We start from the raw sequence: 25,367 nt of genomic DNA on the forward strand, positions 1-25,367 counted from the left end.
ATCACCGTGCAAAATGTTGATGTCGCCATCGTTGGCGGCGGTATGGTCGGACTGGCGCTGGCCTGCGGTTTACAGGGTAGCGGCCTGCGCGTGGCGGTGCTGGAGCAAAAGCAGCCTCAGCCCGTTGCGCCAGATGCCCCGCCGGAACTCCGCGTCTCGGCGATCAATGCCGCCAGCGAGAAATTGCTGACGCACCTTGGCGTCTGGGCAGATATTGTGGCGCAGCGCGCCAGCTGCTATCACGGCATGGAAGTGTGGGATAAAGACAGCTTTGGTCATATTGCTTTTGATGATGAAAGCATGGGCTATAGCCATCTGGGTCATATCATCGAAAACGCGGTGATCCACCACGCGCTGTGGCAGAAAGCACAGCAGTGCAGTGACGTGACCCTGGTTGCGCCTGCGCAGGTCCAGCAGGTGGCGTGGGGTGAAAACGAGGCGTTTATCACCTTACAAAGCGGCGACATGCTGACCGCGCGTCTGGTGGTCGGTGCCGACGGTGCTAACTCCTGGCTGCGCAACAAGGCCGATATCCCGCTGACCTTCTGGGACTATCGTCATCATGCTCTGGTGGCAACGATCCGAACAGAGGAACCGCACGGCGGCGTGGCGCGGCAGATTTTCCACAACGACGGCATTCTGGCGTTCCTGCCGCTTGCCGATCCGCACCTGTGCTCGATTGTCTGGTCCCTGGTGCCTCAAAAAGCCCAGCTGATGCAGGAGGCGACGCCGGACGCCTTTAACCAGGCGCTGTGCATGGCGTTTGATAACCGCCTTGGCTTATGCGCCCTTGAAAGCGAGCGGCAGGTGTTCCCGTTAACCGGCCGCTACGCGCGTCAGTTTGCGGCACACCGTCTGGCGCTGGTCGGTGATGCGGCGCATACCATTCATCCGCTGGCCGGGCAGGGCGTTAACCTTGGCTTTATGGACGCGGCTGAGCTGGTTGAGGAACTGCGTCGCCTGCATCGCGAAGGCAAAGATATCGGCCAGCATCTCTACCTGCGTCGCTACGAGCGCAGCCGCAAGCACAGTGCGGCGATGATGCTGGCGGGCATGCAGGGCTTCCGCGAGCTGTTTGCCGGGGCGAATCCGGCAAAAAAACTGCTGCGCGACATTGGCCTCAAGCTTGCTGACACCCTTCCGGGTGTTAAACCTCAACTCCTCCGTCAGGCGATGGGTCTTAACGACCTGCCGGACTGGCTACGTTAATTTAGACCCCCGTCACACTTTATTTTCCCGGCCTCTGCGCCGGGGAAATTCCCTCGTTTGAAATATTCTAATTTCACCTCATTTTTCGCATTAGATAATCTAATGTCGTGTTTTTGTCGTTACGGAAATTCGGCCCGTTTTTCCGCACGAAATATCACCATGTGCTAAATCCTGTTAGATCATTGTTAATTTTGTGCGGGGTTAATCGCATTTTTACAGTGAATAACTCTGTAGGCTTTTTAGCGTTTTTTGGTCATAAGCTAATGTGATGACCCATTTTGCCTTATGGTTAACCGCCGGTTTCGGTGGTAAGTTCGGGTAAAAGAGAACGTTTGCGTCGGCGCCAGGTAACGGGGCCGACACCGGGTTTCACGGTGAATTTTTCAACGAGGACAAGATGGCTCAACAGACTCCTTTGTACGAACAACACGTGTTATGCGGCGCCCGCATGGTGGACTTCCATGGCTGGATGATGCCGCTGCACTACGGCTCGCAGATTGATGAGCACCACGCGGTGCGCACCGATGCCGGTATGTTCGACGTGTCTCACATGACGATTGTCGATCTGCGCGGTAGCCGCACCCGGGAGTTTTTGCGTTATCTGCTGGCAAACGACGTCGCCAAACTGAAAACGCCGGGTAAAGCGCTCTACACCGGCATGCTGAATGCCTCGGGCGGCGTGATTGATGACCTTATCGTCTACTACTTCACTGAAGATTTCTTCCGCCTCGTTGTCAACTCCGCCACCCGCGAAAAAGACCTCTCCTGGATCACCCAACACGCCGAACCTTATGCCATCGACATCACCGTCCGTGACGATCTGTCGCTGATCGCCGTACAGGGGCCGAACGCGCAGGCAAAAGCCGCGTCTCTGTTTAACGACGAGCAGCGTAAAGCAACCGAAGGCATGAAGCCGTTCTTCGGCGTGCAGGCGGGCGATCTGTTTATCGCCACCACCGGCTACACCGGTGAAGCGGGCTACGAAATTGCCATGCCGAACGAGAAGGCCGCTGATTTCTGGCGCGCGCTGGTGGAAGCGGGCGTGAAGCCTGCGGGTCTGGGCGCGCGCGATACGCTGCGTCTGGAAGCGGGGATGAACCTCTACGGTCAGGAGATGGATGAAGGCGTCTCTCCGCTGGCCGCCAATATGGGCTGGACCATTGCATGGGAACCGGCTGACCGTGACTTTATTGGCCGTGAAGCGCTGGAGATGCAGCGCGAGAAGGGCACTGAACAGCTGGTGGGTCTGGTGATGACCGAGAAGGGCGTGCTGCGCGGTGAACTGCCGGTGCGCTTCACCGATGCCGACGGCAATCCTCGCGAAGGCGTGATCACCAGCGGTACCTTCTCCCCGACGTTGGGCTACAGTATTGCACTGGCACGCGTGCCGGCGGGCATTGGCGAAACGGCGGTGGTACAAATCCGCAACCGCGAAATGCCGGTCAACGTGACCAAACCGATTTTTGTTCGCGCCGGTAAGCCGGTCGCCTAATCATTTTTATCAGGAGAACTTCAATGAGCAATGTGCCAGCAGAACTGAAATACAGCAAAGAACACGAGTGGCTGCGCAAAGAGGCGGACGGCACTTACACCGTAGGGATCACCGAGCACGCGCAAGAGCTGCTGGGCGACATGGTGTTTGTTGATCTGCCTGACGTGGGCACGACCGTTAGCGCGGGCGACGACTGCGCCGTGGCGGAGTCCGTAAAAGCGGCTTCTGATATCTACGCTCCAGTAAGCGGCGAAATCGTTGCCGTCAACGACGCGCTGAGCGATTCGCCAGAGCTGGTGAACAGCGAGCCTTATGAAGGCGGCTGGATCTTCAAGATCAAAGCCAGCGACGAATCTCAGGTTGCCGCGCTGCTGGATGCGACCGCGTACGAAGCACTGTTAGAAGACGAGTAATCGTTTATCCCCCTCTCCTTTCGGGAGAGGGCAGGGGCGAGGGTGCCCATCTTCCCCTCACCCTAACCCTCTCCCAGAGGGAGAGGGAACTTAAATTCACTGCACGTTTCAGGAACCATCGCTCATGACACAGACTTTAAGCCAGCTTGAAAACCGTGGCGCCTTCATTGAACGTCACATTGGGCCGGATGCTCAGCAACAGCAGGAGATGCTGAAGACAGTTGGCGCGGATTCATTAAACGCACTGATCGGCCAGATTGTGCCAAAAGACATCCAGCTTGCCACGCCGCCTCAGGTGGGGGAAGCAACCACGGAATTCGCCGCGCTGGCGGAGCTGAAGGCTATCGCAGGCCTGAACAAGCGCTATAAGTCTTACATTGGCATGGGCTACACCAACGTGCAGTTGCCGCCGGTTATCCTGCGCAACATGCTGGAAAACCCGGGCTGGTACACCGCTTACACTCCGTATCAGCCGGAAGTCTCTCAGGGCCGTCTGGAAGCGCTGCTGAACTTCCAGCAGGTGACGCTGGATCTGACCGGTATGGATATCGCCTCCGCCTCGCTGCTGGATGAAGCGACCGCCGCCGCCGAAGCGATGGCGATGGCCAAGCGCGTGAGTAAGCTGAAAAATGCCAACCGCTTCTTCGTGGCGGCGGACGTGCATCCTCAGACGCTGGACGTGGTGCGCACCCGCGCGGAAACCTTCGGTTTTGACGTGATCGTCGACGACGCCGACAAAGTGCTGGATCACCAGGACGTCTTTGGCGTGCTGCTGCAGCAGGTAGGGACAACGGGCGAAGTACACGACTACGGCGCGCTGATTGCCGAGTTGAAATCCCGCAAAGTGGTTGTCAGCGTTGCCGCCGACTTTATGGCGCTGGTGCTGCTGACGGCGCCGGGTAAACAGGGCGCAGATATCGTATTCGGTTCTGCGCAACGCTTCGGCGTGCCGATGGGCTACGGCGGCCCGCACGCGGCGTTCTTCGGCGCGAAAGATGAATTCAAACGCTCTATGCCAGGCCGTATTATCGGCGTCTCAAAAGATGCTGCCGGTAACACCGCGCTGCGCATGGCGATGCAGACCCGCGAGCAGCACATCCGCCGCGAGAAAGCGAACTCCAACATCTGTACCTCGCAGGTGCTGCTGGCAAACATCGCCAGCCTCTACGCCGTGTTCCACGGCCCGGCTGGCCTGAAGCGCATTGCAAGCCGCATTCACCGTCTGGCCGATATTCTGGCCTGCGGTCTGCAGCAGAAAGGCCTTAAGCTGCGCCACGCTCACTACTTCGACACCCTGTGTGTGGAAGTGGCGGACAAAGCGGCCGTGCTGGCGCGCGCGAATGCGGCAGAGATCAACCTGCGCAGCGACATCCACAACGCCGTCGGTATTACGCTGGATGAAAGCACCACCCGCGACGATATCCTGAACCTGTTCAGCGTGTTGCTGGGTGACGCGCACGGTCTGGACATTGATGCGCTCGACAAAGAGGTCGCGCTCGACAGCCGCTCTATTCAGGAAAGCATGCTGCGTAACGATGCGATCCTGACGCATCCGGTCTTTAATCGCTATCACAGTGAAACCGAGATGATGCGCTATATGCACTCTCTGGAGCGCAAGGATCTGGCGCTGAACCAGGCGATGATCCCGCTGGGCTCCTGCACCATGAAGCTGAACGCCGCGGCAGAGATGATCCCGATCACCTGGCCTGAATTCTCCGAGCTGCACCCGTTCTGCCCGCCAGAGCAGGCGGAAGGTTATCATATGATGATCAACCAGCTTTCCGACTGGCTGGTGAAGCTGACCGGTTATGACGCGCTCTGCATGCAGCCGAACTCTGGCGCGCAGGGCGAATACGCGGGCCTGCTGGCGATCCGTCACTATCACGAAAGCCGCAACGAAGGTCACCGCGATATCTGCCTGATCCCAAGCTCTGCCCACGGTACCAACCCGGCCTCTGCCCAGATGGCGGGCATGGAAGTGGTGGTAGTTGCGTGCGATAAAAATGGCAACATCGATCTGGCCGACCTGCGCGCGAAAGCCGAGCAGGCGGGCGACAAGCTCTCCTGCATCATGGTGACCTACCCGTCTACCCACGGCGTGTACGAAGAGACTATCCGTGAAGTGTGCGAAGTGGTGCACCAGTTCGGCGGTCAGGTTTACCTCGACGGCGCGAACATGAACGCCCAGGTGGGCATTACCTCTCCGGGCTTTATCGGCGCGGACGTGTCGCACCTGAACCTGCACAAAACCTTCTGCATCCCGCACGGCGGTGGCGGCCCGGGCATGGGCCCAATCGGCGTGAAAGCGCACCTGGCACCGTTTGTCCCAGGCCACAGCGTTGTGCAGATTGAAGGCATGCTGACCCGTCAGGGCGCGGTCTCTGCGGCACCGTTCGGCAGCGCCTCTATCCTGCCAATCAGCTGGATGTATATTCGCATGATGGGCGCGGAAGGGCTGAAGCAGGCGAGCCAGGTAGCGATTCTGAACGCCAACTATATTGCGACGCGCCTGAAGTCCGCCTTCCCGGTGCTCTATACCGGCCGCGACGGTCGCGTGGCGCACGAGTGTATCCTCGATATTCGTCCTCTGAAAGAAGCAACGGGCATCAGCGAGCTGGATATTGCCAAGCGTCTGATCGACTACGGCTTCCACGCGCCAACCATGTCGTTCCCGGTTGCGGGTACGCTGATGGTTGAGCCGACCGAGTCTGAAAGCAAGGCCGAGCTGGACCGCTTTATCGACGCAATGCTGGCGATCCGCATGGAGATCGACCGCGTGCAGGACGGCGAGTGGACGCTGGAAGATAACCCGCTGGTCAACGCTCCGCATACCCAGCATGAGATGGTCTCCGAGTGGAACCACGGTTATTCCCGCGAGCTGGCCGTCTTCCCGGCAGGCGTGGCAAACAAATACTGGCCGACCGTGAAGCGTCTTGATGACGTCTACGGCGACCGTAACCTGTTCTGCTCCTGCGTGCCGATGAGCGAATACCAGTAATATTGCTGATGTAGTAACGTAGGCCGGGTAAGGCGAAGCCGCCACCCGGCTTTTTTATTGGGAGAAGAAAATGGCAATAGCACTGGTCACCGGCGCCAGCCGGGGCATTGGGAAAGCCACCGCGCTGCAGCTGGCGCGCGAAGGCTACACCGTGGCGGTGAACTATCATCACAACATTAAAGCCGCGACGGACGTGATCAACCAGATCGTTGAAGCGGGCGGTAAAGCCTTTGCCGTCCGCGCAGATATCAGTGATGAAGCCCAGGTGCTGGCGATGTTTGACAGCCTCGATCGTGAAGGCGAGCCGCTTCGTGCGCTGGTCAATAATGCGGGGATTCTGTTTGAGCAATCCACTATCGAGAACCTCTCCGCTGAGCGCATTAACCGCGTCCTCGCGACCAACGTCACGGGCTACTTTCTCTGCTGCCGGGAAGCGGTAAAACGCATGTCCTTCAGGCATGGCGGCAAGGGCGGGGCGATAGTGAACGTCTCTTCCGCCGCGTCGCGCCTGGGCGCGCCGGGTGAATATGTGGATTATGCCGCGTCGAAGGGCGCAGTGGATTCTCTGACAACCGGTTTAGCTCTGGAGGTTGCGGCGCAGGGCATTCGCGTCAACTGCGTACGTCCGGGTCTGATTTATACCGATATTCATGCGTCCGGCGGAGAGCCGGGGCGAGTGGATCGCGTGAAATCGTTGCTGCCGATGCAGCGCGGCGGCCAGCCGGAAGAGGTGGCGCAGGCGATTGTCTGGCTGCTGAGCGAGAAGGCGTCGTACGTAACGGGCAGTTTTATTGAGCTAGCGGGCGGGAAGTAGACCCCTCACCCTAACCCTCTCCCAAAGGGAGAGGGGATCAAGCGTAGCGCCGCCCGGCGCTACAGTTTCTCGCCGTTGCTGGCAATTACGCCCTTATACCACTCGAAGCTTTTCTTGCGCGAACGCGACATGTCGCCCGTACCGTCGTCGTGTTTATTCACGTAGATAAATCCGTAGCGCTTGCTGTACTGGCCGGTGGTGAACGACACGCAGTCGATGCAGCCCCATGGCGTATAGCCCATCAGATCCACGCCGTCGTGCGTCACGGCTTTGATCATCTCTTCCACGTGGGCACGCAGGTAGTCGATGCGATAGTCGTCGTTGATGCTGCCGTCTTCTTCCACCTTATCGTAGGCGCCGAACCCGTTTTCCACGATAAACAGCGGCTTCTGATAACGCTCGTACAGTTCGCACAGGGAATAACGCAGGCCTACCGGATCGATCTGCCAGCCCCAGTCGGATGCTTTCACGTGCGGATTCGGCACGCTGCCTTCGAAACCGGAAATCGCATCGCCGGTCCCGCCTTCCGCTTTCACCGCGTTGGTCATGTAGTAGCTGAAACCTAAGTAGTCGCAGGTACCTTCACGCAGGATCTGCTCGTCGCCTGCCTCCATTTTTATGGAGAAGCCGCGGCGCTCCCACTCGTTCAGCACGTAGGACGGGTAGTATCCGCGCAGCTGGACGTCGGTAAAGACATAACGCTCGCGCATGGATTCCTGGGCGAACATCACGTCTTCCGGTTTGCAGGAGAACGGATAGAGCGCCACCATGGCCAGCATGCAGCCAACTTTCATCTCAGGGTTGATGCGGCGCGCGGCTTTCACCGCCAGGGCGCTGGCCACAAACTGGTGGTGCAGGACCTGGTACATGGTCTCTTCCGGATTGTCGTGTTCGGTATAGACCACGCCCGAGCAGCAGTAACCGAACAGCGGCGCGCGCCAGTTACGCTGGTTATTGATTTCGTTGAAGGTCATCCAGTATTTGACCTTGTTTTTGTAGCGCTCAAAAACCACTTCCGCGAAGCGCACGAAGAAATCGACCACTTTACGGTTGGTCCAGCTACCGTACTCCTGCACCAGGTGCAGCGGCATTTCGAAGTGGGAGAGGGTGATTACCGGTTCGATGTTATATTTCAGCAGCTCGTCGAACATGTCGTCGTAGAACTTCAGCCCCTCTTCGTTTGGCTGCGTTTCGTCACCTTTCGGGAAGATGCGCGTCCAGGCGATAGAGGTGCGGAAGCACTTGAAACCCATCTCGGCAAACAGCTTGATGTCTTCTTTATAGTGGCCGTGGAAGTCGATGGCCTCGTGGTTTGGATAGTATTTACCCGGCACTACTTCCTGGGTGATTTCGCGCGGGACGCCGTGCGCGCCGCCGGTCAATACGTCACAAATGCTTGGCCCTTTGCCGCCTTTGTTCCAGCCGCCTTCAACCTGGTGAGCGGCAACCGCGCCGCCCCATAAAAAATCTTTTGGTAAGGTTAATTTTTTCATCGCTGCTCTTCTCAATAAATGGCTTATTGGCATCGAGTCTAGCAAAGCGAAATTGAATGTCACGATATAACAATTCACAGTAAATGTGATTTGTCACATCAAAAAAACAGGGTGTTTTATTCTGTGAGTTTCTTCGCCAGTTTACGTCCGAGAGACTCCAGAATATAAATGACGGGAATTTGCGTGGTGATGTCGTAGACGCCTGCAATACGCGTCTGAGGAATATGCCAGGAGAGATTAAAGTCCGCCAGTTTTGCGAGACGCGAGTGCTCGTGGCTGGTTATTGAGAGCACCTTGCAGTGATGCAGGCTGAACTGGCTGGCGAAGCGCAGGATCTCCTCGGTCTCGCCCGAGACGGAAAGCACAATCGCCAGCGCATTTTTCGCCATATCATTGGTAACCGGGAAATAAGGATCATCAATATGATTACTGAATTTCCCGATATTAGAAAAGAAGCGTGCGCCATATTTTGCCAGCGAACCCGATGTTCCGGCACCGACAAATATAATTCGCTCGGACGATAAAATAATATCTACCGCATTATCTAATAACGCGTCGAACTCTTCATTATTCACGCTTTTAAAAAAGCTGATAATTTCGCTGGCACCGAAGTTCGCCTGCTGGGGCTCGTTCTGTTCAAGATAAAGCTTAAAGCGCACGCGAAACTCCGAGTATCCATCGCAGTTAAGCTTGCGGCAAAAGCGCAGGATAGTGGTGGTTGAGACGCCCGCCGCATCCGCCAGCTCGCGGATGGTCATATACATGACTTTGTCACGATTTTTTATGACATAGTTGTAGACCATCATCTCCAGATTATTGAGACTGGCAATGGCGGAGTGGGTGAACATACTCACAATGGCATAACTCTCATTCTGACCTCATCGTCACATCATAACATGCACCCAGACGCCAGGATCCATTTTTATGCTCTTGATTCATAATGATTAAATTTTTATGTGAACAATTGTTAGGTGAAAGATTTATTTATATCTATGATTTTTAGGTATAAATTTTGAAATGAATTTTTTTTAGCTAACATGTGTTCACTGGAATCATTCTCAGTTAGCATAGTAATGCGATGAATAATCATCTTTTGTTTTCCCGGAGTTTTGTATGGTGAGCAGACCATTAATCGCGCAGGGATATTCGCTGGCTGAGGAAGTAGCCAACAGCATCAGCCACGGCATTGGCCTGGTGTTTGGGATTGTCGGTTTAGTGTTATTGCTGGTGCAGGCGGTGGACGCCAATGCCAGCGCGATGGCCATTACCAGCTACAGCCTGTATGGCGGGAGCATGATCCTGCTGTTCCTGGCGTCGACGCTGTATCACGCCATCCCGCATCAGCGGGCCAAGACGTGGCTTAAGAAATTTGACCACTGCGCTATCTATCTTCTAATTGCAGGTACCTATACGCCGTTTCTGCTGGTGGGGCTCAACTCACCGCTGTCGCGTGGCCTGATGATTGTTATCTGGAGCCTGGCACTGCTGGGGATCCTGTTTAAGCTGACCATAGCGCACCGGTTTAAGGTGCTGTCACTGGTCACCTATCTGACCATGGGCTGGCTGTCGCTGATTGTGGTGTATCAACTCGCAGTCAAACTGTCGGTAGGAGGGGTAACGCTTCTGGCCTTAGGCGGCGTGGTGTATTCGCTCGGCGTGATTTTCTACGTCTGCAAGCGCATCCCGTACAACCATGCCATCTGGCACGGCTTTGTGCTGGGCGGCAGCGTTTGCCACTTTTTGGCGATTTATTTGTATGTGGGGCAGGTGTAGTTTTTTGTCGGGTGGCGGCTTCGCCTTACCCGACCTACGGGATAAGTAGGCCCGGTAAGCGCAGCGCCACCGGGCGATACGGCATCACTCTTCCAGAGAGTACGGCAGCGGCTCAATACTCAACGTATTCGCATCGTCACGCACGCGGAACACGCTGTCGGCTTCCATGTCGTTGTTCATGACGGCCTGAACCAAAAGACGTCCATCATCCAGCTGTACGGCGGCTAACACGGTGCCGGTGCGGCGCCAGTTATCACCCATCTTCAGCTCTAAGTCCTCACCCGCTTCAGGTACACGGCTGGCATGGCCCACCAGCGTCCACAGCGCACGTTTGTTTGCGCCGCGGAATTTTGCACGCGCCACCATCTCCTGGCCGGTGTAACAGCCCTTTTTAAAGCTGATCCCCCCCAGCGCCTGCAGGTTGGTTGCCTGAGGAATAAACTGCGCGCTGTTTGCGGCGTCAATCACCGGCAGACCCGCTTCGATGTTCAGCGCCAGCCACTGCTGACTGTTGTTGAGCTGCGCTTCGCCGCGCAGCGCTTCGGTTACGCGTTCGGCCGTTGCCGCATCCGTGACTAACAGGAAACGCTCCGCCGGGTGTTCAAACCACAGGATTGAGGTCGCGCCTTCACTGACCACCTGCTTTTCTGCATCCGGCAGTTCGTTGAAGAGATTTTTCAGCGCCGCACGCGCCTGGAAACCGGCCACACCCAGCAGGACATGTTCGTCATCCGGGGTGATAGTGACTTTGGAAAAGACCGCGTACTTCTTCAGCTCTTTGAGCTGGGCCTCTTGCAGGCTGCGGCGCTCAATAAAGGCAAAGCCGTCCTGACGGCGGAAGATACGCAGGTTGCTCCACATTTTGCCTTTTGGGTCGCAATGCGCGGCCAGCAGGTGCTGATGTTCGGTCATCTGGCTGACGTCGGCGGTCACCTGGCCCTGCAGATATTTTTCGGCGTCGGCACCGGTGAGCGTTGCCAGCGCCCAGTCATCAAGAGAAATAAGCGTCAGCGGCAGACGCGCAGAGGCGGCGGGCTGGCGAGGAGAAAATGGTGTAAAGGCCATAACGATATCCTGAATTGCTTAACGCTTTGATAATGCCTAATGGTAAAAGAGCCTGCAGGCAATGCAAGCGCTTTCAACAGACCATTTGTGCCATAAACCGGTTATGCGTAGCGCTACGCAAAATAATGTAATCCGCTGTCTTTGTATGGATTATTCTGGAAGCCTGCTCGGCGATCGCAATATTCCAGTAATGAAACGGTCAAAAACACGTTACACTAGCTGGTGTCCCCGTAGAGAAATAAAGAACATTGAACGGGGTACCGACTGTGCCAAACGTAATGCAGGAAACTGAACATGGATATTAACAACAAGGCCCGTATTCACTGGGCGTGCCGTCGCGGCATGCGTGAACTTGATATTTCCATCATGCCTTTCTTCGAATATGAGTATGACAGCTTAAGCGATGATGATAAGCGTCTGTTTGTTCGCCTGCTTGAGTCTGACGATCCGGATTTATTCAACTGGCTGATGAACCACGGCAAACCCGCCGACACCGAGTTGCAACGGATGGTGCAATTAATTCAAACACGGAATCGGGAACGTGGTCCTGTGGCAATCTGATCTTCGCGTCTCGTGGCGCTCGCAGTGGATGTCTTTATTGCTCCACGGCCTGGTTGCGGCCTTTGTGTTACTGATGCCGTGGCCGCTGAGCTATACGCCGCTGTGGCTGCTGTTACTGTCGTTTGTCGTTTTTGACAGCGTACGCAGCCAGCGTCGCATTAATGCCCGTCAGGGAGAGATTAAATTACTGATGGATTCCCGCCTGCGCTGGCAGGGAAAAGAGTGGGAGATTCTCGGTATGCCCTGGATGCTTAACTCCGGCATGATGTTGCGGTTACGCAAGGTGGACGGTGGGCGTTGCCAGCATCTGTGGCTGGCGGCTGACAGTATGGATGCTGCCGAGTGGCGGGACCTGCGCCGGATGCTGTTGCAACAGACGACGCAGGAGTAACGCGCGTTAGCTAAACTTTTCTGCCATTTCGCCCAGAATCTGCTCGCACCAGCTTTGCAGGCGCTCATCGCTGAGATCGTACTGGTTGGTTTCATCCAGCGCGAGTCCAACAAACAGCTCGCCGTCGGCGATAATCGGTTTTTTACTGGTGAACTCGTAACCTTCGGTTGGCCAGTAGCCGATAAACGACACGCCTTTCGGCGCCAGCTTGTCATGCAGCATGCCTAGCGCGTCCAGGAACCATTCCCCGTAACCCAGCTGATCCCCCATGCCGTACATGGCAATGATTTTGCCGTCGAGGTTGAGCGTATCGAGCTGGTCCCAGATAGCTTCCCAGTCTTCCTGTATCTCGCCGAAATCCCATGTCGGGATGCCGAGGATCAGCACGTCATACTGCTCCATCAGCGTAAGCGCGTCATCTTTCAGGTTATGCAACGTCACCAGTTCCGGGCCAATGATGTCGCGAATTTTCTCTGCCGCCATTTCGGTGTAGCAGGTGCTGGAACCATAGAACAGACCAATATTCATCGCGTAACTATCTCAATTCTTGCTTTGACTTTGCGCGTAGTGTACCAGAAACCGGTCGCAATCAGGCATAATGGCCTGACTGCAGAATCAAAGGGGCTGATGTGGAAAAGGATCTCGCACTGATCGAACAGTTTCTCGACGCGCTGTGGCTGGAGAAAAATCTGGCCGAGAATACCCTCAGCGCCTACCGTCGCGATCTTACCATGCTGGTGGAGTGGCTTGCACACCGGGGGTTATCCCTCGCGAGTGCGCAACGTGACGACCTGCAGGCGCTGCTTGGGGAACGTATCGCAGGGGGCTATAAAGCCACCAGTTCCGCGCGTTTGCTCAGCGCCATGCGTCGGCTGTTCCAGCATCTCTACCGTGAGAAGATTCGTGAAGACGATCCCAGCGCGCTGCTGGCATCCCCTAAGCTTCCGCAGCGGCTACCGAAAGATCTCAGCGAAGCACAAGTTGAGAGATTATTACAGTCACCGGCTGTTGACCTGCCGCTGGAGTTACGCGATAAAGCCATGCTTGAGCTATTGTATGCTACCGGCTTGCGCGTTTCGGAACTGGTTGGCCTGACGATGAGCGACATCAGCCTGCGTCAGGGCGTGGTGCGCGTCATCGGTAAAGGAAACAAGGAAAGGCTGGTTCCGCTGGGTGAAGAGGCGGTTTACTGGCTGGAAACGTATCTGGAGCACGGTCGTCCGTGGCTGCTCAATGGTACGTCTATCGACGTCCTGTTTCCGAGCCAGCGCGCCCAGCAGATGACGCGGCAAACGTTCTGGCATCGCATCAAGCATTACGCCACACTGGCGGGTATCGACAGTGAAAAGCTTTCGCCGCACGTATTGCGTCACGCCTTCGCGACGCATCTGTTAAACCACGGCGCTGATTTACGCGTGGTGCAGATGCTGCTGGGGCACAGCGATCTTTCCACAACGCAGATTTACACCCATGTCGCGACGGAACGCCTGCGGCAGCTACACCAACAGCACCACCCTCGTGCGTGAGTGCCGACGAATTGTAACAGGATCACATATGAAAAAGTCTTTCGCGCTGTTCACCCTGCTGGCAGCCTCATTTACCGGTTTCGCCCATGCGGACGACGCCGCCATCAAACAGTCGCTGGCTAAGCTTGGCGTCACCGGTAGCGATATTCAGCCTGCACCGGTTGCCGGCATGAAAACGGTGCTGACCAACAGCGGCGTGCTGTACGTCACCGAAGACGGCAAGCACATTATTCAGGGGCCAATGTACGACGTGAGCGGCGCGCAGCCGGTGAACGTCACCAACCAGCTGCTGATGAAAAACCTGAACGCGCTCGAAAAAGAGATGATCGTCTATAAAGCGGCGCAGGAAAAACACGTCATTACCGTCTTCACCGACATCACCTGCGGCTACTGTCACAAGCTGCATGAAGAGATGACAGACTACAACGCGCTGGGCATCACCGTGCGTTACCTGGCCTTCCCGCGCGCGGGCGTGCAGAGCCAGCCGGAGCAGGACATGAAGGCGATCTGGTGTGCGAAAGACCGTAACAAAGCGTTTGACGATGCGATGAACGGCAAAGGCGTTAAGCCGGCCTCCTGCGACATTGATATTGCTAACCACTACGCGCTCGGCGTGCAGTTTGGCGTGAGCGGTACGCCTGCGATTGTCCTGAGCAACGGCTATGTCGTTCCGGGCTATCAGGGACCGAAAGAGATGAAAGAGTTCCTCGACGCGCACCAGAAACAGTTTGGTGGTAAATAATCCGCGTGAAAGCCCCGATAAAATTGCGCCGCCGCGAGGCGGTTGAACCGGTTGATTTACCAGACGATCTCCCGGCGCTGCTTAAGCGCCTCTACGCCAGCCGCGGCGTGCGTAGCGCTGAGGATCTTGAACGCAGCGTGAAAGGGATGCTCCCCTGGCAGCAGCTGAGCGGTATCGAAAAAGCCGCTGAAATGCTCTACAACGCGCTTCGTGAGGGAACGCGGATTGTGGTGGTGGGTGATTTCGACGCCGACGGCGCAACCAGCACCGCGCTGAGCGTGCTCAGCCTGCGCGCGCTGGGCTGCGATAACGTCACGTATCTGGTGCCGAACCGTTTTGAAGACGGCTATGGCCTCAGTCCGGAAGTGGTCGATCAGGCCCACGCCCGTGGTGCGCAGATGATCATGACCGTCGATAACGGGATCTCTTCCCATGCGGGCGTCGATCATGCTCACGCTTTGGGGATCCCGGTGCTGGTCACCGATCACCATCTGCCGGGCGAAACGCTGCCGGATGCGGAAGCGATTATTAACCCCAACCTGCGCGACTGCGATTTCCCATCGAAATCCCTCGCAGGCGTGGGCGTAGCGTTTTATCTGATGCTGGCATTACGTACCCTGCTGCGCGATAAGGGCTGGTTCGACTCTCGCGGCATTGCCGTACCGAACCTTGCCGAATATCTCGATCTGGTGGCGCTGGGCACCGTCGCGGACGTGGTACCGCTCGATACTAATAACCGTATTTTGACCTGGCAGGGCCTAAGCCGCATTCGGGCGGGCAAGTGCCGTCCGGGGATCAAGGCGCTGCTGGAGATTGCCAACCGCGATCCGCTCAAGCTGGCGGCAAGCGACCTGGGCTTTGCCCTCGGCCCGCGTCTTAACGCAGCCGGAAGGCTGGACGATATGTCCGTCGGCGTGGCGCTGCTGCTGTGCGACAACATCGGTGAAGCGCGCGTGCTGGCCAACGAGCTGGACGCGCTGAACCAGACCCGTAAAGAGATTGAGCAGGGGATGCAGGCCGAAGCGCTGACCCTGTGCGAAAAGCTTGAACGCAGCGGCGATACGCTGCCGGGCGGCCTGGCGATGTACCATCCCGAGTGGCATCAGGGCGTGGTGGGCATTCTGGCGTCGCGTATTAAAGAACGTTTCCACCGGCCGGTGATCGCGTTCGCCCCCGCGGGTGACGGCACGCTGAAAGGTTCTGGCCGCTCAATCCAGGGGCTGCACATGCGCGATGCGCTGGAGCGTCTCGATACGCTGTATCCGGGTCTGATGATCAAGTTCGGCGGCCATGCGATGGCGGCAGGCCTGTCTCTGGAAGAGGCGAAATTCGACGAGTTTCAGCGTCTGTTTGGTGAACTGGTCACCGACTGGATTGATCCGGCCCTGCTGCAGGGGGAAGTGGTGTCCGATGGTGAGCTCTCACCGCTTGAGATGACGATGGACGTGGCGCAAATGCTCCGCGATGCCGGTCCGTGGGGACAGATGTTCCCGGAACCGCTGTTCGACGGGCGTTTCCGCCTGCTGCAGCAGCGCATCGTCGGCGAACGTCATCTGAAGGTGATGGTCGAGCCCGTGGGCGGTGGACCGCTGCTGGACGGCATTGCCTTCAACGTCGATACCTCCATCTGGCCGGACAACGGCGTGCGCGAGGTCGAACTGGCGTACAAACTGGACATCAACGAGTTTCGCGGTAACCGCACCCTGCAGATCATCATCGACAATATCTGGCCAATTTAGCGGCAGTAATCTCTATAAAAAAGGGCGTGGATTCGGTACAATCCCGCTCTTATCACCGCATTTTGACAAGTCCATAAAAGAAAACAGACCATGTTTGAAATTAATCCGGTAAAAAACCGTATTCAGGACCTCACGGAGCGCTCTGACGTTCTTAGGGGGTATCTTTGACTACGATGCCAAGAAAGAGCGTCTTGAAGAAGTAAACGCCGAGCTGGAACAGCCGGACGTCTGGAACGAACCTGAACGCGCGCAGGCGCTGGGTAAAGAGCGTTCCTCTCTCGAAGCTATCGTAGATACGCTGGATCAAATGGCCCAGGGGCTGGAAGATGTTTCCGGTTTGCTGGAGCTGGCCGTCGAAGCCGACGACGAAGAAACCTTTAACGAAGCCGTAGCAGAACTCGACGTGCTGGAAGAGAAGCTGGCGCAGCTGGAATTCCGCCGTATGTTCTCCGGCGAATACGACAGCGCCGACTGCTATCTCGATATTCAGGCAGGTTCTGGCGGCACCGAAGCGCAGGACTGGGCCAGCATGCTGACGCGCATGTACCTGCGTTGGGCAGAAGCGCGCGGCTTCAAAACCGAAATTATCGAAGAGTCTGAAGGTGAAGTTGCGGGTCTGAAATCCGTCACCATCAAGATCATTGGCGATTACGCCTACGGCTGGCTGCGTACCGAAACCGGCGTGCACCGCCTGGTGCGTAAGAGCCCGTTCGATTCCGGTGGCCGCCGTCATACCTCCTTCAGCTCCGCGTTTGTTTACCCGGAAGTTGATGAAGATATTGATATTGAAATTAACCCGGCGGACCTGCGTATCGACGTTTACCGCGCATCCGGCGCGGGTGGTCAGCACGTTAACCGTACGGAATCGGCGGTGCGTATTACCCACATTCCAACCGGGCTGGTAACACAGTGCCAGAACGACCGTTCCCAGCATAAGAACAAAGACCAGGCCATGAAGCAGATGAAAGCGAAGCTTTATGAGCTGGAAATGCAGAAGAAAAATGCTGAGAAACAGGCGATGGAAGACAACAAGTCCGACATCGGTTGGGGCAGCCAGATCCGTTCTTACGTCCTTGATGACTCCCGCATCAAAGACCTGCGTACCGGGGTTGAAACCCGCAACACGCAGGCGGTGCTGGACGGCAGCCTGGACCAATTTATCGAAGCAAGTTTGAAAGCAGGGTTATGAGGAACCAACATGTCTGAACAACAAGCACAGGGCGCTGACGCGGTAGTCGATCTTAACAACGAACTGAAAACCCGCCGCGAGAAGCTGGCAGCGCTGCGCGAGCAGGGCGTGCCGTTCCCGAACGATTTTCGTCGTGACCATACCTCAGACCAACTGCACGCTGACTTCGACGCTAAAGATAACGAAGAGCTGGAAGCGCTGAACGTTGAAGTGGCCGTTGCTGGCCGCATGATGACCCGTCGTATCATGGGTAAAGCCTCCTTCGTGACCTTGCAGGACGTGGGCGGCCGTATTCAGCTGTACGTTTCCCGTGACGACCTGCCGGAAGGCATCTACAACGAGCAGTTCAAAAAGTGGGACCTGGGCGATATCCTGGGCGCGAAAGGTAAACTGTTCAAAACCAAAACCGGTGAACTGTCTATCCACTGCACCGAACTGCGTCTGCTGACCAAAGCCCTGCGCCCGCTGCCGGACAAATTCCACGGCCTGCAGGATCAGGAAGCGCGCTATCGTCAGCGCTACCTGGATCTCATCTCTAACGATGAATCCCGTAAGACCTTCAAAATTCGCTCTCAGATCATGGCCGGTATCCGCCAGTTCATGGTCAACCGCGACTTTATGGAAGTGGAAACCCCAATGATGCAGGTGATCCCTGGCGGCGCGTCTGCGCGTCCGTTCATCACCCATCACAACGCCCTGGACCTGGACATGTACCTGCGTATCGCGCCGGAACTGTACCTGAAGCGTCTGGTGGTCGGTGGTTTCGACCGCGTGTTCGAGATCAACCGTAACTTCCGTAACGAAGGTATCTCCGTTCGTCATAACCCAGAGTTCACCATGATGGAACTCTATATGGCGTATGCGGATTACAAAGATCTGATCGAGCTGACCGAATCCCTGTTCCGTACGCTGGCGCAGGATATTCTGGGCACCACGCAGGTTCCTTACGGTGAAGAAGTCTTCGACTTCGGCAAGCCGTTCGAAAAACTGACCATGCGCGAAGCGATCAATAAATACCGTCCGGAAACCAACATGGCGGACCTGGATAACTTCGATTCTGCGAAAGCGATCGCTGAAAGCATCGGTATCAAGGTTGAGAAGAGCTGGGGTCTGGGCCGTATCGTGACCGAGATCTTTGAAGAAGTGGCCGAAGCGCACCTGATTCAGCCGACCTTCATCACTGAATACCCGGCTGAAGTCTCTCCGCTGGCGCGTCGTAATGACGAGAACCCGGAGATCACCGATCGCTTTGAATTCTTCATCGGCGGCCGTGAAATCGGCAACGGCTTTAGCGAGCTGAACGATGCGGAAGACCAGGCTCAGCGCTTCCAGGACCAGGTTGACGCGAAAGCGGCAGGCGACGATGAAGCGATGTTCTTCGACGAAGACTACGTGACCGCGCTGGAACACGGTCTGCCACCAACGGCGGGTCTGGGGATTGGTATTGACCGTATGGTGATGCTGTTCACCAACAGCCATACCATCCGCGATGTGATCCTGTTCCCGGCGATGCGCCCGGTGAAATAAGGCGTTAAGATGTTAAAAAAGCCCCGAAAGGGGCTTTTTTATTGCGCCGCGAAGGCTTTGAGTTTTTCGCGGGCGGTCGTCGCTTCCATGACCATCCACGGGCTAAACGCCCAGGGCGTCGCGTCCAGCGCGCGGAATAGCGCGTCCAGTTCAACCCACTGATAGTCCATCACTTCATCTTCGTTTATCGTCACGTCATTGGTGATGCGGGCGGCGAATACCGGGCAAATTTCGTTTTCCACGATCCCGGACGGGTCGGTTTCCCGATAGCGAAATTCAGGGGCGACGGCGGTGATATCGGTTAGCTCAGCGCCTACTTCAAAGCGGCAGCGGCGAATTATCGCCTGAATCGTCTCTTCGCCGGACTGCGGGTGGCCGCAGACGGAGTTGGTCCAGACGCCGGGCCAGGCTTTTTTGCTTAAGGCGCGCCGGGTGATCAGACATTCGCCGTTTGCGTTAAAAAGCCAGGAGGAGAAAGCCAGATGCAGCGGGGTATGTAAGGTGTGCGCGGCATATTTTTCCTGAGTGCCAATCACCATTCCCTGGTCGTTTACCAAAATAACGTGTTCTTGAATACTCATTCATGCTCCAGTGCCAAAATGCCGAGTGGTTCAGCACCATCAGCCGGATCATTATACTGCATTCTTATACGAACGGTTTGGCGCGTAGAGCGGAAAAGGGCATGACCCATATTCGTTTTGGCTGTTATCATAGTGCGCCATTCACGCTGACCGAGGATCTGTTTTGTTTGCAGGAAGCCTGACGAGAAACCCCATCACCGCCATTTTTTGCCTGACGCTGACGCTATTGCTGGCGGGCTGTTCAGGGAGCAAATCTTCGGATATGGGCAGCTATTCCGGTTCGGTCTATACCGTTAAGCGCGGGGATACGCTGTACCGGATTTCGCGCGCAACGGGAACCAGCGTGAAGGATCTGGCACGGCTGAATAACCTCTCTCCGCCCTACACCATCGAGGTGGGGCAGCAGCTGAAGGTTAGCGGCGGATCGTCCTCGGGTAAAAAATCCTCTTCGAAAGGCAAAACCGCCAAAGTGACGCCGTCTTACGCGGTGCCGCAGTCGTCCTGGCCGCCGGTCGGTCAACGCTGCTGGGTCTGGCCGGCCAGCGGTAAAGTGGTGCTGCCGTACTCCCTGTCTGAGGGCGGTAACAAAGGTATTGATATCGCGGCTGCGCGCGGTACGCCTGTTTATGCCTCCGGGGCAGGGAAGGTGGTTTACGTGGGTAACCAGCTTCGCGGCTACGGTAACCTGATCATGATTAAGCATGGTGAAGACTACATCACGGCCTATGCGCATAACGATACGATGCTGGTCAACAACGGGCAGAACGTCAAAGCCGGGCAGAAGATTGCCACCATGGGCAGCACCGGCACGGACGCGGTGAAGCTGCATTTCCAGATTCGCTATAAGGCGACGGCCATCGATCCGCAGCGTTATCTTCCTGCGCCCGGCAGCAAACCGAAGTGCTAAGTGATTATTTAATCGCCGGTTAGTTGCGAAGAGGCTTGTATGAAGGTGCGTAAGGTCTATAATGCCTTACGCACCTCAAAGCGGGCGTAGTTCAATGGTAGAACGAGAGCTTCCCAAGCTCTATACGAGGGTTCGATTCCCTTCGCCCGCTCCAGATCTCTCCCCTTGTGGAGAAGCCTTAAAAGCCTTCTCTGTCAGCAACTTAAATAGTTACCTCTTTTTTGTAACCTATGGGTTATACCATTGTGATCCGCCCTTGGTAACTGTCACGCTAAGTTACATGGTGAGATGACCGTATAACTCAGCGTTGGCGGCAGCTGCATCCTCACACCTCGATAGCAAAACGTGAAGAAAAAGCCCATCCAGACACCGTTATGTCATCGACAGATTGATCACACGCATTAAAGCCCGACGTGCGGCCTTATGAGCCATGTAAACAGGTTTATGGTGATAACGTACCTACAAACGACATGTAGGCTCTATCAGCGCTTCAGCCACGCTCCCGCAAGGGTACACGGTTATCCTGATAAGGTGTGATCCCTCTGACAGTCTGATGAAGTCGCTACGCTTGTTGCTGTATCACCAACGGGGCTTTATGGCTTCTATTGTCCAAAATCAGAGAGTTGCACAAGTTATGCTCGATAGTTAATCTAAGATAAATCTTAGATTGCAAGAGGTTTTTTGATGTCTTCAAAATCAAATCGAACATACAAGTATGGCGACCAACCGATAAGAATCACTACTGTTCAAGTGATTGAGGAACAGTTCGGAGGGGCGGCAACGGCGAAGCAAGTGGATGCTTATCTGAAAGAGCGATTTCCGCATTATAAAGACGACACCCACTTGAATCTCATTGTTAACTCAGTCAACTGCAATCGTAGCTACTGGAGTTTCAACAAAACAGCCAGGCGAACTGATGATGTAACCCATCGGCATCATGAGTATGACCGATTGTTCAAGCGAGGGAAGATCTTTGAAATCTATCAACCCTCTATTCATGGTATTTGGGAGTTGTATCAGGATCAGCAAGGTAAATGGTGTTACCGTAAGGTGAAATCTGAGTTTGAAAAGGCTGTTGATGATGCGTCAGAGCTGCCCCCGTCAGAACGCAAAGAGATTTTAGACGCTGAGAATAAAACTCCTGAGCTAATCGAGGTTACAACACGAGTTTATAAGCGAAGCCCCTATGTGGTAGCCGAAGTTCTTTCAAGGGCTAATAGCAAGTGTCAAAGCTGTAAGAGTGACGCTCCTTTTCTCAAAATAGACGGCACACCATTTCTTGAGGTTCATCACATTGAGTGGCTTTCGAATGGTGGGGAAGATTCCGTTGAAAATGCGATTGCATTGTGCCCGAACTGTCACAGACAGGCGCATTATGGCGTTTTGGAGTTAGTACCAGTTAACAAATAAACTGAACATGCTTGTGATAGTATGAATAGGGTAAGTATCTTGGGGATTCTATGAGACCTTATTTAATATCTTGCTAAGCAGGGAATGTAAATATCGACATTTTTATATTATGGGAAACTTATGAAAAGTATCTGTAAGTTATGTCTCGAAGAGAAAGAACTACTGGAATCTCATAGCATACCAAGAAGCTATTTCAAACGATTGAAGAAGAATGATTCTCAGTTGATCATATTTCAAAAAGGTAGTAAACCAAAACGAGAAAATGTTGATCCTAAAGAGCCACTTCTATGCTTCGAATGTGAGCAGTTTATCAGCCATGAGTACGAATCGTATGGAACAAGATTGTTGAGAAATCATCATAATATACGTAAAAACTCTGACCATATTATCATCAACTCTTTCGATTATAAGCGATTTTATCTTTTCTTACTAAGTATACTATGGAGAGCCTCTATCTCTAAAAGTGTGCATTATTCAACTGTTAATGGAGTTCCTGAGTTGGATGACTTGATGAGGCATTGCATTAAAAATAAACAGGTGAGAATAAATAAACTTAGTCATTTGAAGGTGGATAACTTCATCCGTATTTGTGTATTTAGATTGATCGATACAACGAATAATATTCCTGATCACGTTATTAAATCTATTCTTAGTAACTTTGCTTTTATAAAAAGTGATGAGGCTGACAGTGTACTATGGTATTTCGTTGTGGAGGGATTTGCTATATTCTATGTTTTCTCTGCTTCTAAAGATTATCATGATGTCATTAGAATGAGATTAAAATCACAGTTAACTTCTGGTAGTCATCAGAAGATCTTTAAGATTGATATTTTTAAAGACGCTCTCTTCTCCGAGATTTTTATTGATTTACTTACTGCCGCGAATGAACAGAAATGATGATTTAATAATCAAAGTGTTCTGAATACTCTACAGACGTCTTAATACATTTGCATTGTTCAAACGGACTGATCGTCATAGATTGTATTGCTGTAAATACACGCCTTAGTATTCTCAGTCTCCTGTTAGTCTATCAAGATTAGCGTGATAAGTTCTACGTGAGTTTGTTGGGTCATGAGCGCCAGTGTTATCAGTAATACCCTGTTTTTATGTGTGACTTCTTATAAATCCATTTTATTGATCATATGTCTATAAGTCCGGTGTGTAGCGTTATGAGCTACATAACATAAACAGGTGCAGAGTGGCAATCACTGCGATCATCCGTACCCATGTACTTGTAATATGCAGGTACTACAAGTACCTCGCTTATGCTCAGCTTGTTACTTGTACCATTAACGGGGCTTTGTGGATGGTATTGTCTAAACTAAAGTACATCCAAAAAGGCGGAGGAAGATGATGAGCATCACGTATAAAATCACATACGAACACAGAGACGGGAAAGAAACCAGAGCGGAGACGGTGTTACTTCGCTCTGACCACGAGCCAACACAAGATGAAGTCCAGGACGCAGTCAGAAGGGATTCCGCCAGATTTCACTCTGGCAGAGGGGGGACGGAGATTGCTGGATTCTCTATTATTTCAGTTGTATCTGAACCTTAATCCATAATGGCTTACCCCTCATTAGCCTGATTTGGAATGTTAAGAGAAAAAACAAAACACTCAAGTTGCTCTGAGGTTAAATATGTTTAATAACAAACTGTTGACGGTAGATCATGTGTATTAAAGGATTATCACTTTTTTTCTGTGCCATTTGCGTCGGTTGTAGCGGGGGTTCTCAGCGGCAAGAGCACTTAGATGTGCCTACTTATTCGGAGAGTTATGATCAGAGCTTAGGATGGCTTGTAACCGCTCGTTACAGAGACGTAAGTAACGCGGATATTGTAATGTCACTGATTGGGGACTTTTGCAAAAGCAAAGGGAAGGAAGCAACTCTATATAAGACGAATGCTGGTACTTCATCCTCCATTCAAGATATTTGGGCTTGTCAGACTCCCCCATTGTTAAATGATACAGATGTACTAAGCGGGATTTATTGCCATTTCATTGCTAACGCGCCCCGCTACTCGGTAGATTTCACGAACTCCCAGAAGGAAATTGCAGAAAAAAGATTTGTTAAAACTTTCATTAAAAAGGGGATTGAATATCCAGTTGGTGGCTTTTACGAAAAGTACCTGAATAACTTTTCTGTGTGGGCAGTAGCCAAACACAAAGAGAGCGCTACTACTGATGAGGTACGTGAGTGGTTTGACACACATTGCCAGTAGGCAAAACGCTGATGCTGTTGCACCACCCATTGTCATACCATCAATGGGCAATAAGGCTTTATTGTCCAAAATCTGTTAGTTGCGCATTTTCTGCACCCTGAATACTCTGCGATAAATCCTAATAACTCAAGGGTGAGCATGGCTATCGGGAACAGACAGATTCAAGATGAATCACCTGAGGAAGAGTTAGAGCGCTTGCTGGAAGAACTTGCACTGACGCATGAGCAACGAGAGTTTATTGAGTCCATGCTACAAGAGGACGGGGATAGTACCAATGGGGAGTAACGCTTGCATCATCACTGTATTTGATGAATGGCTAATGTTCGTGTATAGACTATTTCGACTTATGATTTTACGATTTAGATAAATCATACAAGGAGGACGGTTTATGAGCGCACAGGCAGAAGAAGGAACATTACGCCGGATGACTTTAGGCGAGATAGCAATGGCTCGTAGGGTGTTCGGTGATTCGATAGTGTATAGCCGTGTCTGGATTCATTGCGACAGCTATTTACCATTCGGACTACAAAAACAGAACTACGCGATGACTCCAAACGGGGAGTTATGGTACAGAAAGTCGATGTACAGGGAAGATTTTTCCGCAAACTCGGTTTTCATCGAAGATAAATATGTTTTCATCCATGAGTTGGGGCATGTCTGGCAACACCAACACGGGCAATGGGTGAGAATGCGGGGAGCTTTTAGCTGGGCTGCTGAATATACCTACAGGCTGGATAAAGAAAAGCTCACTGATTATTCTCTTGAACAGCAAGCCTCTATTTTAGCTGATTACTGGTTACTGCTGGTTTATGGGATCAGTAAGTGGTCTTACTATCAGAGACCAGGGCGCATGGGGATGTACAGGGGCGTAGATTTGTTGCAGGATGTCCCTTCGCTTTATCAGAAAATCGTAACAGGGAAGGGGCGTTAAACATGAAAAACAAAATGTTGCTGGGTGTTGTATTCCTCTTAACGGGATGCCCTGGGCCAGGTGATCGAATGGTAGATCGTGAATCTACAACGGCATTGATCAAAGATAATCAAGTTTGTGTGTTGTCACCACTGGAGCCGCAGGAACGGATCACTGCTATTCAAATCAAAAGCGATAATAGCGACTCTCTTCACAAGATTTTCGATGACAAGCCTGTTTATGTACCGAAGGGGGCGTGTCTTCCAGTATTTGGATTTAAGTTTACACCTGGAGAGAGGTATAACTTCGCGTATGACGTCCAATCTGATAAATCAGGGTCACATTTAATCACTGCTGAACTTTCTTATCCCAAAGAATAAGGGGGCGTTGCGCCCCCTCGTATCA

General features: G+C 53.7%; 25 protein-coding genes and 1 tRNA gene. 21 read left to right on the forward strand and 5 right to left on the reverse strand.

Annotation, left to right across the window (positions count from 1 at the left end; translation table 11 throughout):
- Positions 1-6 precede the first annotated feature (6 nt).
- The 5 genes from ubiI (at position 7) to UTM25_RS13440 (ending at position 6,926) form a co-directional block, all read left to right on the forward strand.
- Positions 7-1,209: an FAD-dependent 2-octaprenylphenol hydroxylase gene (gene ubiI / locus UTM25_RS13420; protein ID WP_194401870.1), complete on the forward strand. Its 1,203-nt coding sequence runs from the start codon at positions 7-9 to the stop codon at positions 1,207-1,209.
- 397 nt (positions 1,210-1,606) lie between these two features.
- On the forward strand, positions 1,607-2,701 hold the full coding sequence (gcvT, locus tag UTM25_RS13425; protein WP_029739208.1) for a glycine cleavage system aminomethyltransferase GcvT: 1,095 nt from the start codon (positions 1,607-1,609) through the stop codon (positions 2,699-2,701).
- Between the two features lie 23 nt (positions 2,702-2,724).
- Positions 2,725-3,114, forward strand: a complete 390-nt coding sequence (gene gcvH / locus UTM25_RS13430; protein ID WP_008499718.1) for a glycine cleavage system protein GcvH — start codon at positions 2,725-2,727, stop codon at positions 3,112-3,114.
- 124 nt (positions 3,115-3,238) lie between these two features.
- A complete protein-coding gene (gene gcvP / locus UTM25_RS13435; RefSeq protein ID WP_194401869.1) occupies positions 3,239-6,112 on the forward strand; it encodes an aminomethyl-transferring glycine dehydrogenase in 2,874 nt (957 codons plus the stop codon).
- Between the two features lie 70 nt (positions 6,113-6,182).
- Positions 6,183-6,926 carry an SDR family oxidoreductase gene (locus UTM25_RS13440; protein WP_194401868.1) on the forward strand — a complete coding sequence of 248 codons (744 nt, stop codon included), beginning with the start codon at positions 6,183-6,185 and terminating at the stop codon, positions 6,924-6,926.
- 59 nt (positions 6,927-6,985) lie between these two features.
- Here UTM25_RS13440 and bglA read toward each other — a convergent pair whose 3' ends face one another.
- Together bglA and UTM25_RS13450 are read right to left on the reverse strand one after the other, a co-directional pair.
- Positions 6,986-8,419, reverse strand: a complete 1,434-nt coding sequence (bglA, locus tag UTM25_RS13445; RefSeq protein WP_045355607.1) for a 6-phospho-beta-glucosidase BglA — start codon at positions 8,417-8,419, stop codon at positions 6,986-6,988.
- A 116-nt stretch (positions 8,420-8,535) separates the two neighbouring features.
- The gene (locus UTM25_RS13450; RefSeq protein WP_194401894.1) at positions 8,536-9,267 is read right to left on the reverse strand and encodes a MurR/RpiR family transcriptional regulator; all 732 of its coding nucleotides are present in this window, start codon (positions 9,265-9,267) and stop codon (positions 8,536-8,538) included.
- Between the two features lie 265 nt (positions 9,268-9,532).
- Here UTM25_RS13450 and trhA point away from each other — a divergent pair, with 265 nt between their 5' ends.
- Complete coding sequence (gene trhA / locus UTM25_RS13455) at positions 9,533-10,192, forward strand: PAQR family membrane homeostasis protein TrhA (protein ID WP_023333307.1); 660 nt, start codon at positions 9,533-9,535, stop codon at positions 10,190-10,192.
- A gap of 84 nt (positions 10,193-10,276) precedes the next feature.
- On the opposite strand, the gene ygfZ is transcribed toward trhA, so the two are convergent.
- Complete coding sequence (ygfZ, locus tag UTM25_RS13460; protein ID WP_194401866.1) at positions 10,277-11,257, reverse strand: tRNA-modifying protein YgfZ; 981 nt, start codon at positions 11,255-11,257, stop codon at positions 10,277-10,279.
- Between the two features lie 294 nt (positions 11,258-11,551).
- On the opposite strand from ygfZ, the gene sdhE reads away from it, so the two are divergent.
- Together sdhE and UTM25_RS13470 are read left to right on the forward strand one after the other, a co-directional pair.
- Complete coding sequence (gene sdhE, locus UTM25_RS13465) at positions 11,552-11,818, forward strand: FAD assembly factor SdhE (RefSeq protein ID WP_010435322.1); 267 nt, start codon at positions 11,552-11,554, stop codon at positions 11,816-11,818.
- The gene (locus UTM25_RS13470) at positions 11,799-12,209 is read left to right on the forward strand and encodes a protein YgfX (protein WP_023333305.1); all 411 of its coding nucleotides are present in this window, start codon (positions 11,799-11,801) and stop codon (positions 12,207-12,209) included. Before sdhE ends, UTM25_RS13470 begins: the two co-directional genes overlap by 20 nt.
- Positions 12,210-12,215: 6 nt before the next feature.
- Here the strand turns inward: UTM25_RS13470 and fldB are convergent, their stop codons facing one another.
- The gene (gene fldB / locus UTM25_RS13475; protein ID WP_023333304.1) at positions 12,216-12,737 is read right to left on the reverse strand and encodes a flavodoxin FldB; all 522 of its coding nucleotides are present in this window, start codon (positions 12,735-12,737) and stop codon (positions 12,216-12,218) included.
- A gap of 101 nt (positions 12,738-12,838) precedes the next feature.
- On the opposite strand from fldB, the gene xerD reads away from it, so the two are divergent.
- From xerD to lysS, 5 genes are all read left to right on the forward strand, one after another.
- Entirely contained in the window at positions 12,839-13,735 is an 897-nt protein-coding gene (xerD, locus tag UTM25_RS13480; protein WP_023309098.1) for a site-specific tyrosine recombinase XerD, read from the forward strand.
- Positions 13,736-13,763: 28 nt separating this feature from the next.
- Positions 13,764-14,477, forward strand: coding sequence for a bifunctional protein-disulfide isomerase/oxidoreductase DsbC (dsbC, locus tag UTM25_RS13485; protein ID WP_194401865.1), 714 nt, complete (start codon positions 13,764-13,766; stop codon positions 14,475-14,477).
- Between the two features lie 5 nt (positions 14,478-14,482).
- Positions 14,483-16,216, forward strand: coding sequence for a single-stranded-DNA-specific exonuclease RecJ (gene recJ, locus UTM25_RS13490; RefSeq protein ID WP_194401864.1), 1,734 nt, complete (start codon positions 14,483-14,485; stop codon positions 16,214-16,216).
- Positions 16,217-16,306: 90 nt separating this feature from the next.
- Positions 16,307-17,405, forward strand: a protein-coding gene (gene prfB / locus UTM25_RS13495; protein ID WP_096151315.1) for a peptide chain release factor 2 whose coding sequence is annotated in 2 segments (ribosomal slippage) — positions 16,307-16,381 and positions 16,383-17,405 — 1,098 coding nt in all. Because the reading frame shifts where the segments join, the coding sequence is not laid out codon by codon here.
- A gap of 9 nt (positions 17,406-17,414) precedes the next feature.
- A complete protein-coding gene (lysS, locus tag UTM25_RS13500; protein ID WP_194401863.1) occupies positions 17,415-18,932 on the forward strand; it encodes a lysine--tRNA ligase in 1,518 nt (505 codons plus the stop codon).
- Positions 18,933-18,970: 38 nt separating this feature from the next.
- On the opposite strand, the gene idi is transcribed toward lysS, so the two are convergent.
- Complete coding sequence (gene idi, locus UTM25_RS13505; RefSeq protein WP_023309093.1) at positions 18,971-19,513, reverse strand: isopentenyl-diphosphate Delta-isomerase; 543 nt, start codon at positions 19,511-19,513, stop codon at positions 18,971-18,973.
- A 163-nt stretch (positions 19,514-19,676) separates the two neighbouring features.
- Here idi and actS point away from each other — a divergent pair, with 163 nt between their 5' ends.
- The 8 genes from actS (at position 19,677) to UTM25_RS13545 (ending at position 25,342) form a co-directional block, all read left to right on the forward strand.
- Positions 19,677-20,420 carry an amidase activator ActS gene (gene actS / locus UTM25_RS13510; RefSeq protein WP_058840909.1) on the forward strand — a complete coding sequence of 248 codons (744 nt, stop codon included), beginning with the start codon at positions 19,677-19,679 and terminating at the stop codon, positions 20,418-20,420.
- An 80-nt stretch (positions 20,421-20,500) separates the two neighbouring features.
- Positions 20,501-20,574 (forward strand) — tRNA-Gly (locus tag UTM25_RS13515).
- Between the two features lie 530 nt (positions 20,575-21,104).
- Positions 21,105-21,830: an HNH endonuclease gene (locus tag UTM25_RS13520; RefSeq protein ID WP_194401862.1), complete on the forward strand. Its 726-nt coding sequence runs from the start codon at positions 21,105-21,107 to the stop codon at positions 21,828-21,830.
- 120 nt (positions 21,831-21,950) lie between these two features.
- Positions 21,951-22,727, forward strand: a complete 777-nt coding sequence (locus tag UTM25_RS13525; protein WP_023294871.1) for a hypothetical protein — start codon at positions 21,951-21,953, stop codon at positions 22,725-22,727.
- Positions 22,728-23,671: 944 nt separating this feature from the next.
- Positions 23,672-24,052, forward strand: coding sequence for a hypothetical protein (locus UTM25_RS13530; RefSeq protein WP_194401254.1), 381 nt, complete (start codon positions 23,672-23,674; stop codon positions 24,050-24,052).
- A gap of 138 nt (positions 24,053-24,190) precedes the next feature.
- Positions 24,191-24,337, forward strand: a complete 147-nt coding sequence (locus UTM25_RS13535) for a hypothetical protein (RefSeq protein WP_023294874.1) — start codon at positions 24,191-24,193, stop codon at positions 24,335-24,337.
- Between the two features lie 103 nt (positions 24,338-24,440).
- A complete protein-coding gene (locus UTM25_RS13540) occupies positions 24,441-24,983 on the forward strand; it encodes a hypothetical protein (RefSeq protein WP_023294875.1) in 543 nt (180 codons plus the stop codon).
- Between the two features lie 2 nt (positions 24,984-24,985).
- On the forward strand, positions 24,986-25,342 hold the full coding sequence (locus UTM25_RS13545; RefSeq protein WP_194401253.1) for a putative T6SS immunity periplasmic lipoprotein: 357 nt from the start codon (positions 24,986-24,988) through the stop codon (positions 25,340-25,342).
- Positions 25,343-25,367: the final 25 nt, after the last annotated feature.

Origin of the sequence: Enterobacter sp. 61D5, assembly GCF_034107965.1 — a bacterium.
Classification (GTDB): Bacteria; Pseudomonadota; Gammaproteobacteria; order Enterobacterales; family Enterobacteriaceae; genus Enterobacter; species Enterobacter cloacae_M.

What these genes read in the sequence shown, in the direction of transcription:
- UTM25_RS13530 (WP_194401254.1), top strand. Translation starts at nt 23,672, where the DNA reads ATGTCACTGATTGGGGACTTTTGCAAAAGCAAAGGGAAGGAAGCAACT.
- gcvT (WP_029739208.1), top strand. Translation starts at nt 1,607, where the DNA reads ATGGCTCAACAGACTCCTTTGTACGAACAACACGTGTTATGCGGCGCC.
- bglA (WP_045355607.1), bottom strand. Translation starts at nt 8,419, where the DNA reads ATGAAAAAATTAACCTTACCAAAAGATTTTTTATGGGGCGGCGCGGTT.
- idi (WP_023309093.1), bottom strand. Translation starts at nt 19,513, where the DNA reads ATGAGTATTCAAGAACACGTTATTTTGGTAAACGACCAGGGAATGGTG.
- gcvH (WP_008499718.1), top strand. Translation starts at nt 2,725, where the DNA reads ATGAGCAATGTGCCAGCAGAACTGAAATACAGCAAAGAACACGAGTGG.
- UTM25_RS13525 (WP_023294871.1), top strand. Translation starts at nt 21,951, where the DNA reads ATGAAAAGTATCTGTAAGTTATGTCTCGAAGAGAAAGAACTACTGGAA.
- UTM25_RS13540 (WP_023294875.1), top strand. Translation starts at nt 24,441, where the DNA reads ATGAGCGCACAGGCAGAAGAAGGAACATTACGCCGGATGACTTTAGGC.
- UTM25_RS13450 (WP_194401894.1), bottom strand. Translation starts at nt 9,267, where the DNA reads ATGTTCACCCACTCCGCCATTGCCAGTCTCAATAATCTGGAGATGATG.
- UTM25_RS13440 (WP_194401868.1), top strand. Translation starts at nt 6,183, where the DNA reads ATGGCAATAGCACTGGTCACCGGCGCCAGCCGGGGCATTGGGAAAGCC.
- ygfZ (WP_194401866.1), bottom strand. Translation starts at nt 11,257, where the DNA reads ATGGCCTTTACACCATTTTCTCCTCGCCAGCCCGCCGCCTCTGCGCGT.
- UTM25_RS13520 (WP_194401862.1), top strand. Translation starts at nt 21,105, where the DNA reads ATGTCTTCAAAATCAAATCGAACATACAAGTATGGCGACCAACCGATA.
- dsbC (WP_194401865.1), top strand. Translation starts at nt 13,764, where the DNA reads ATGAAAAAGTCTTTCGCGCTGTTCACCCTGCTGGCAGCCTCATTTACC.
- gcvP (WP_194401869.1), top strand. Translation starts at nt 3,239, where the DNA reads ATGACACAGACTTTAAGCCAGCTTGAAAACCGTGGCGCCTTCATTGAA.
- sdhE (WP_010435322.1), top strand. Translation starts at nt 11,552, where the DNA reads ATGGATATTAACAACAAGGCCCGTATTCACTGGGCGTGCCGTCGCGGC.
- UTM25_RS13535 (WP_023294874.1), top strand. Translation starts at nt 24,191, where the DNA reads ATGGCTATCGGGAACAGACAGATTCAAGATGAATCACCTGAGGAAGAG.
- fldB (WP_023333304.1), bottom strand. Translation starts at nt 12,737, where the DNA reads ATGAATATTGGTCTGTTCTATGGTTCCAGCACCTGCTACACCGAAATG.
- lysS (WP_194401863.1), top strand. Translation starts at nt 17,415, where the DNA reads ATGTCTGAACAACAAGCACAGGGCGCTGACGCGGTAGTCGATCTTAAC.
- trhA (WP_023333307.1), top strand. Translation starts at nt 9,533, where the DNA reads ATGGTGAGCAGACCATTAATCGCGCAGGGATATTCGCTGGCTGAGGAA.
- UTM25_RS13545 (WP_194401253.1), top strand. Translation starts at nt 24,986, where the DNA reads ATGAAAAACAAAATGTTGCTGGGTGTTGTATTCCTCTTAACGGGATGC.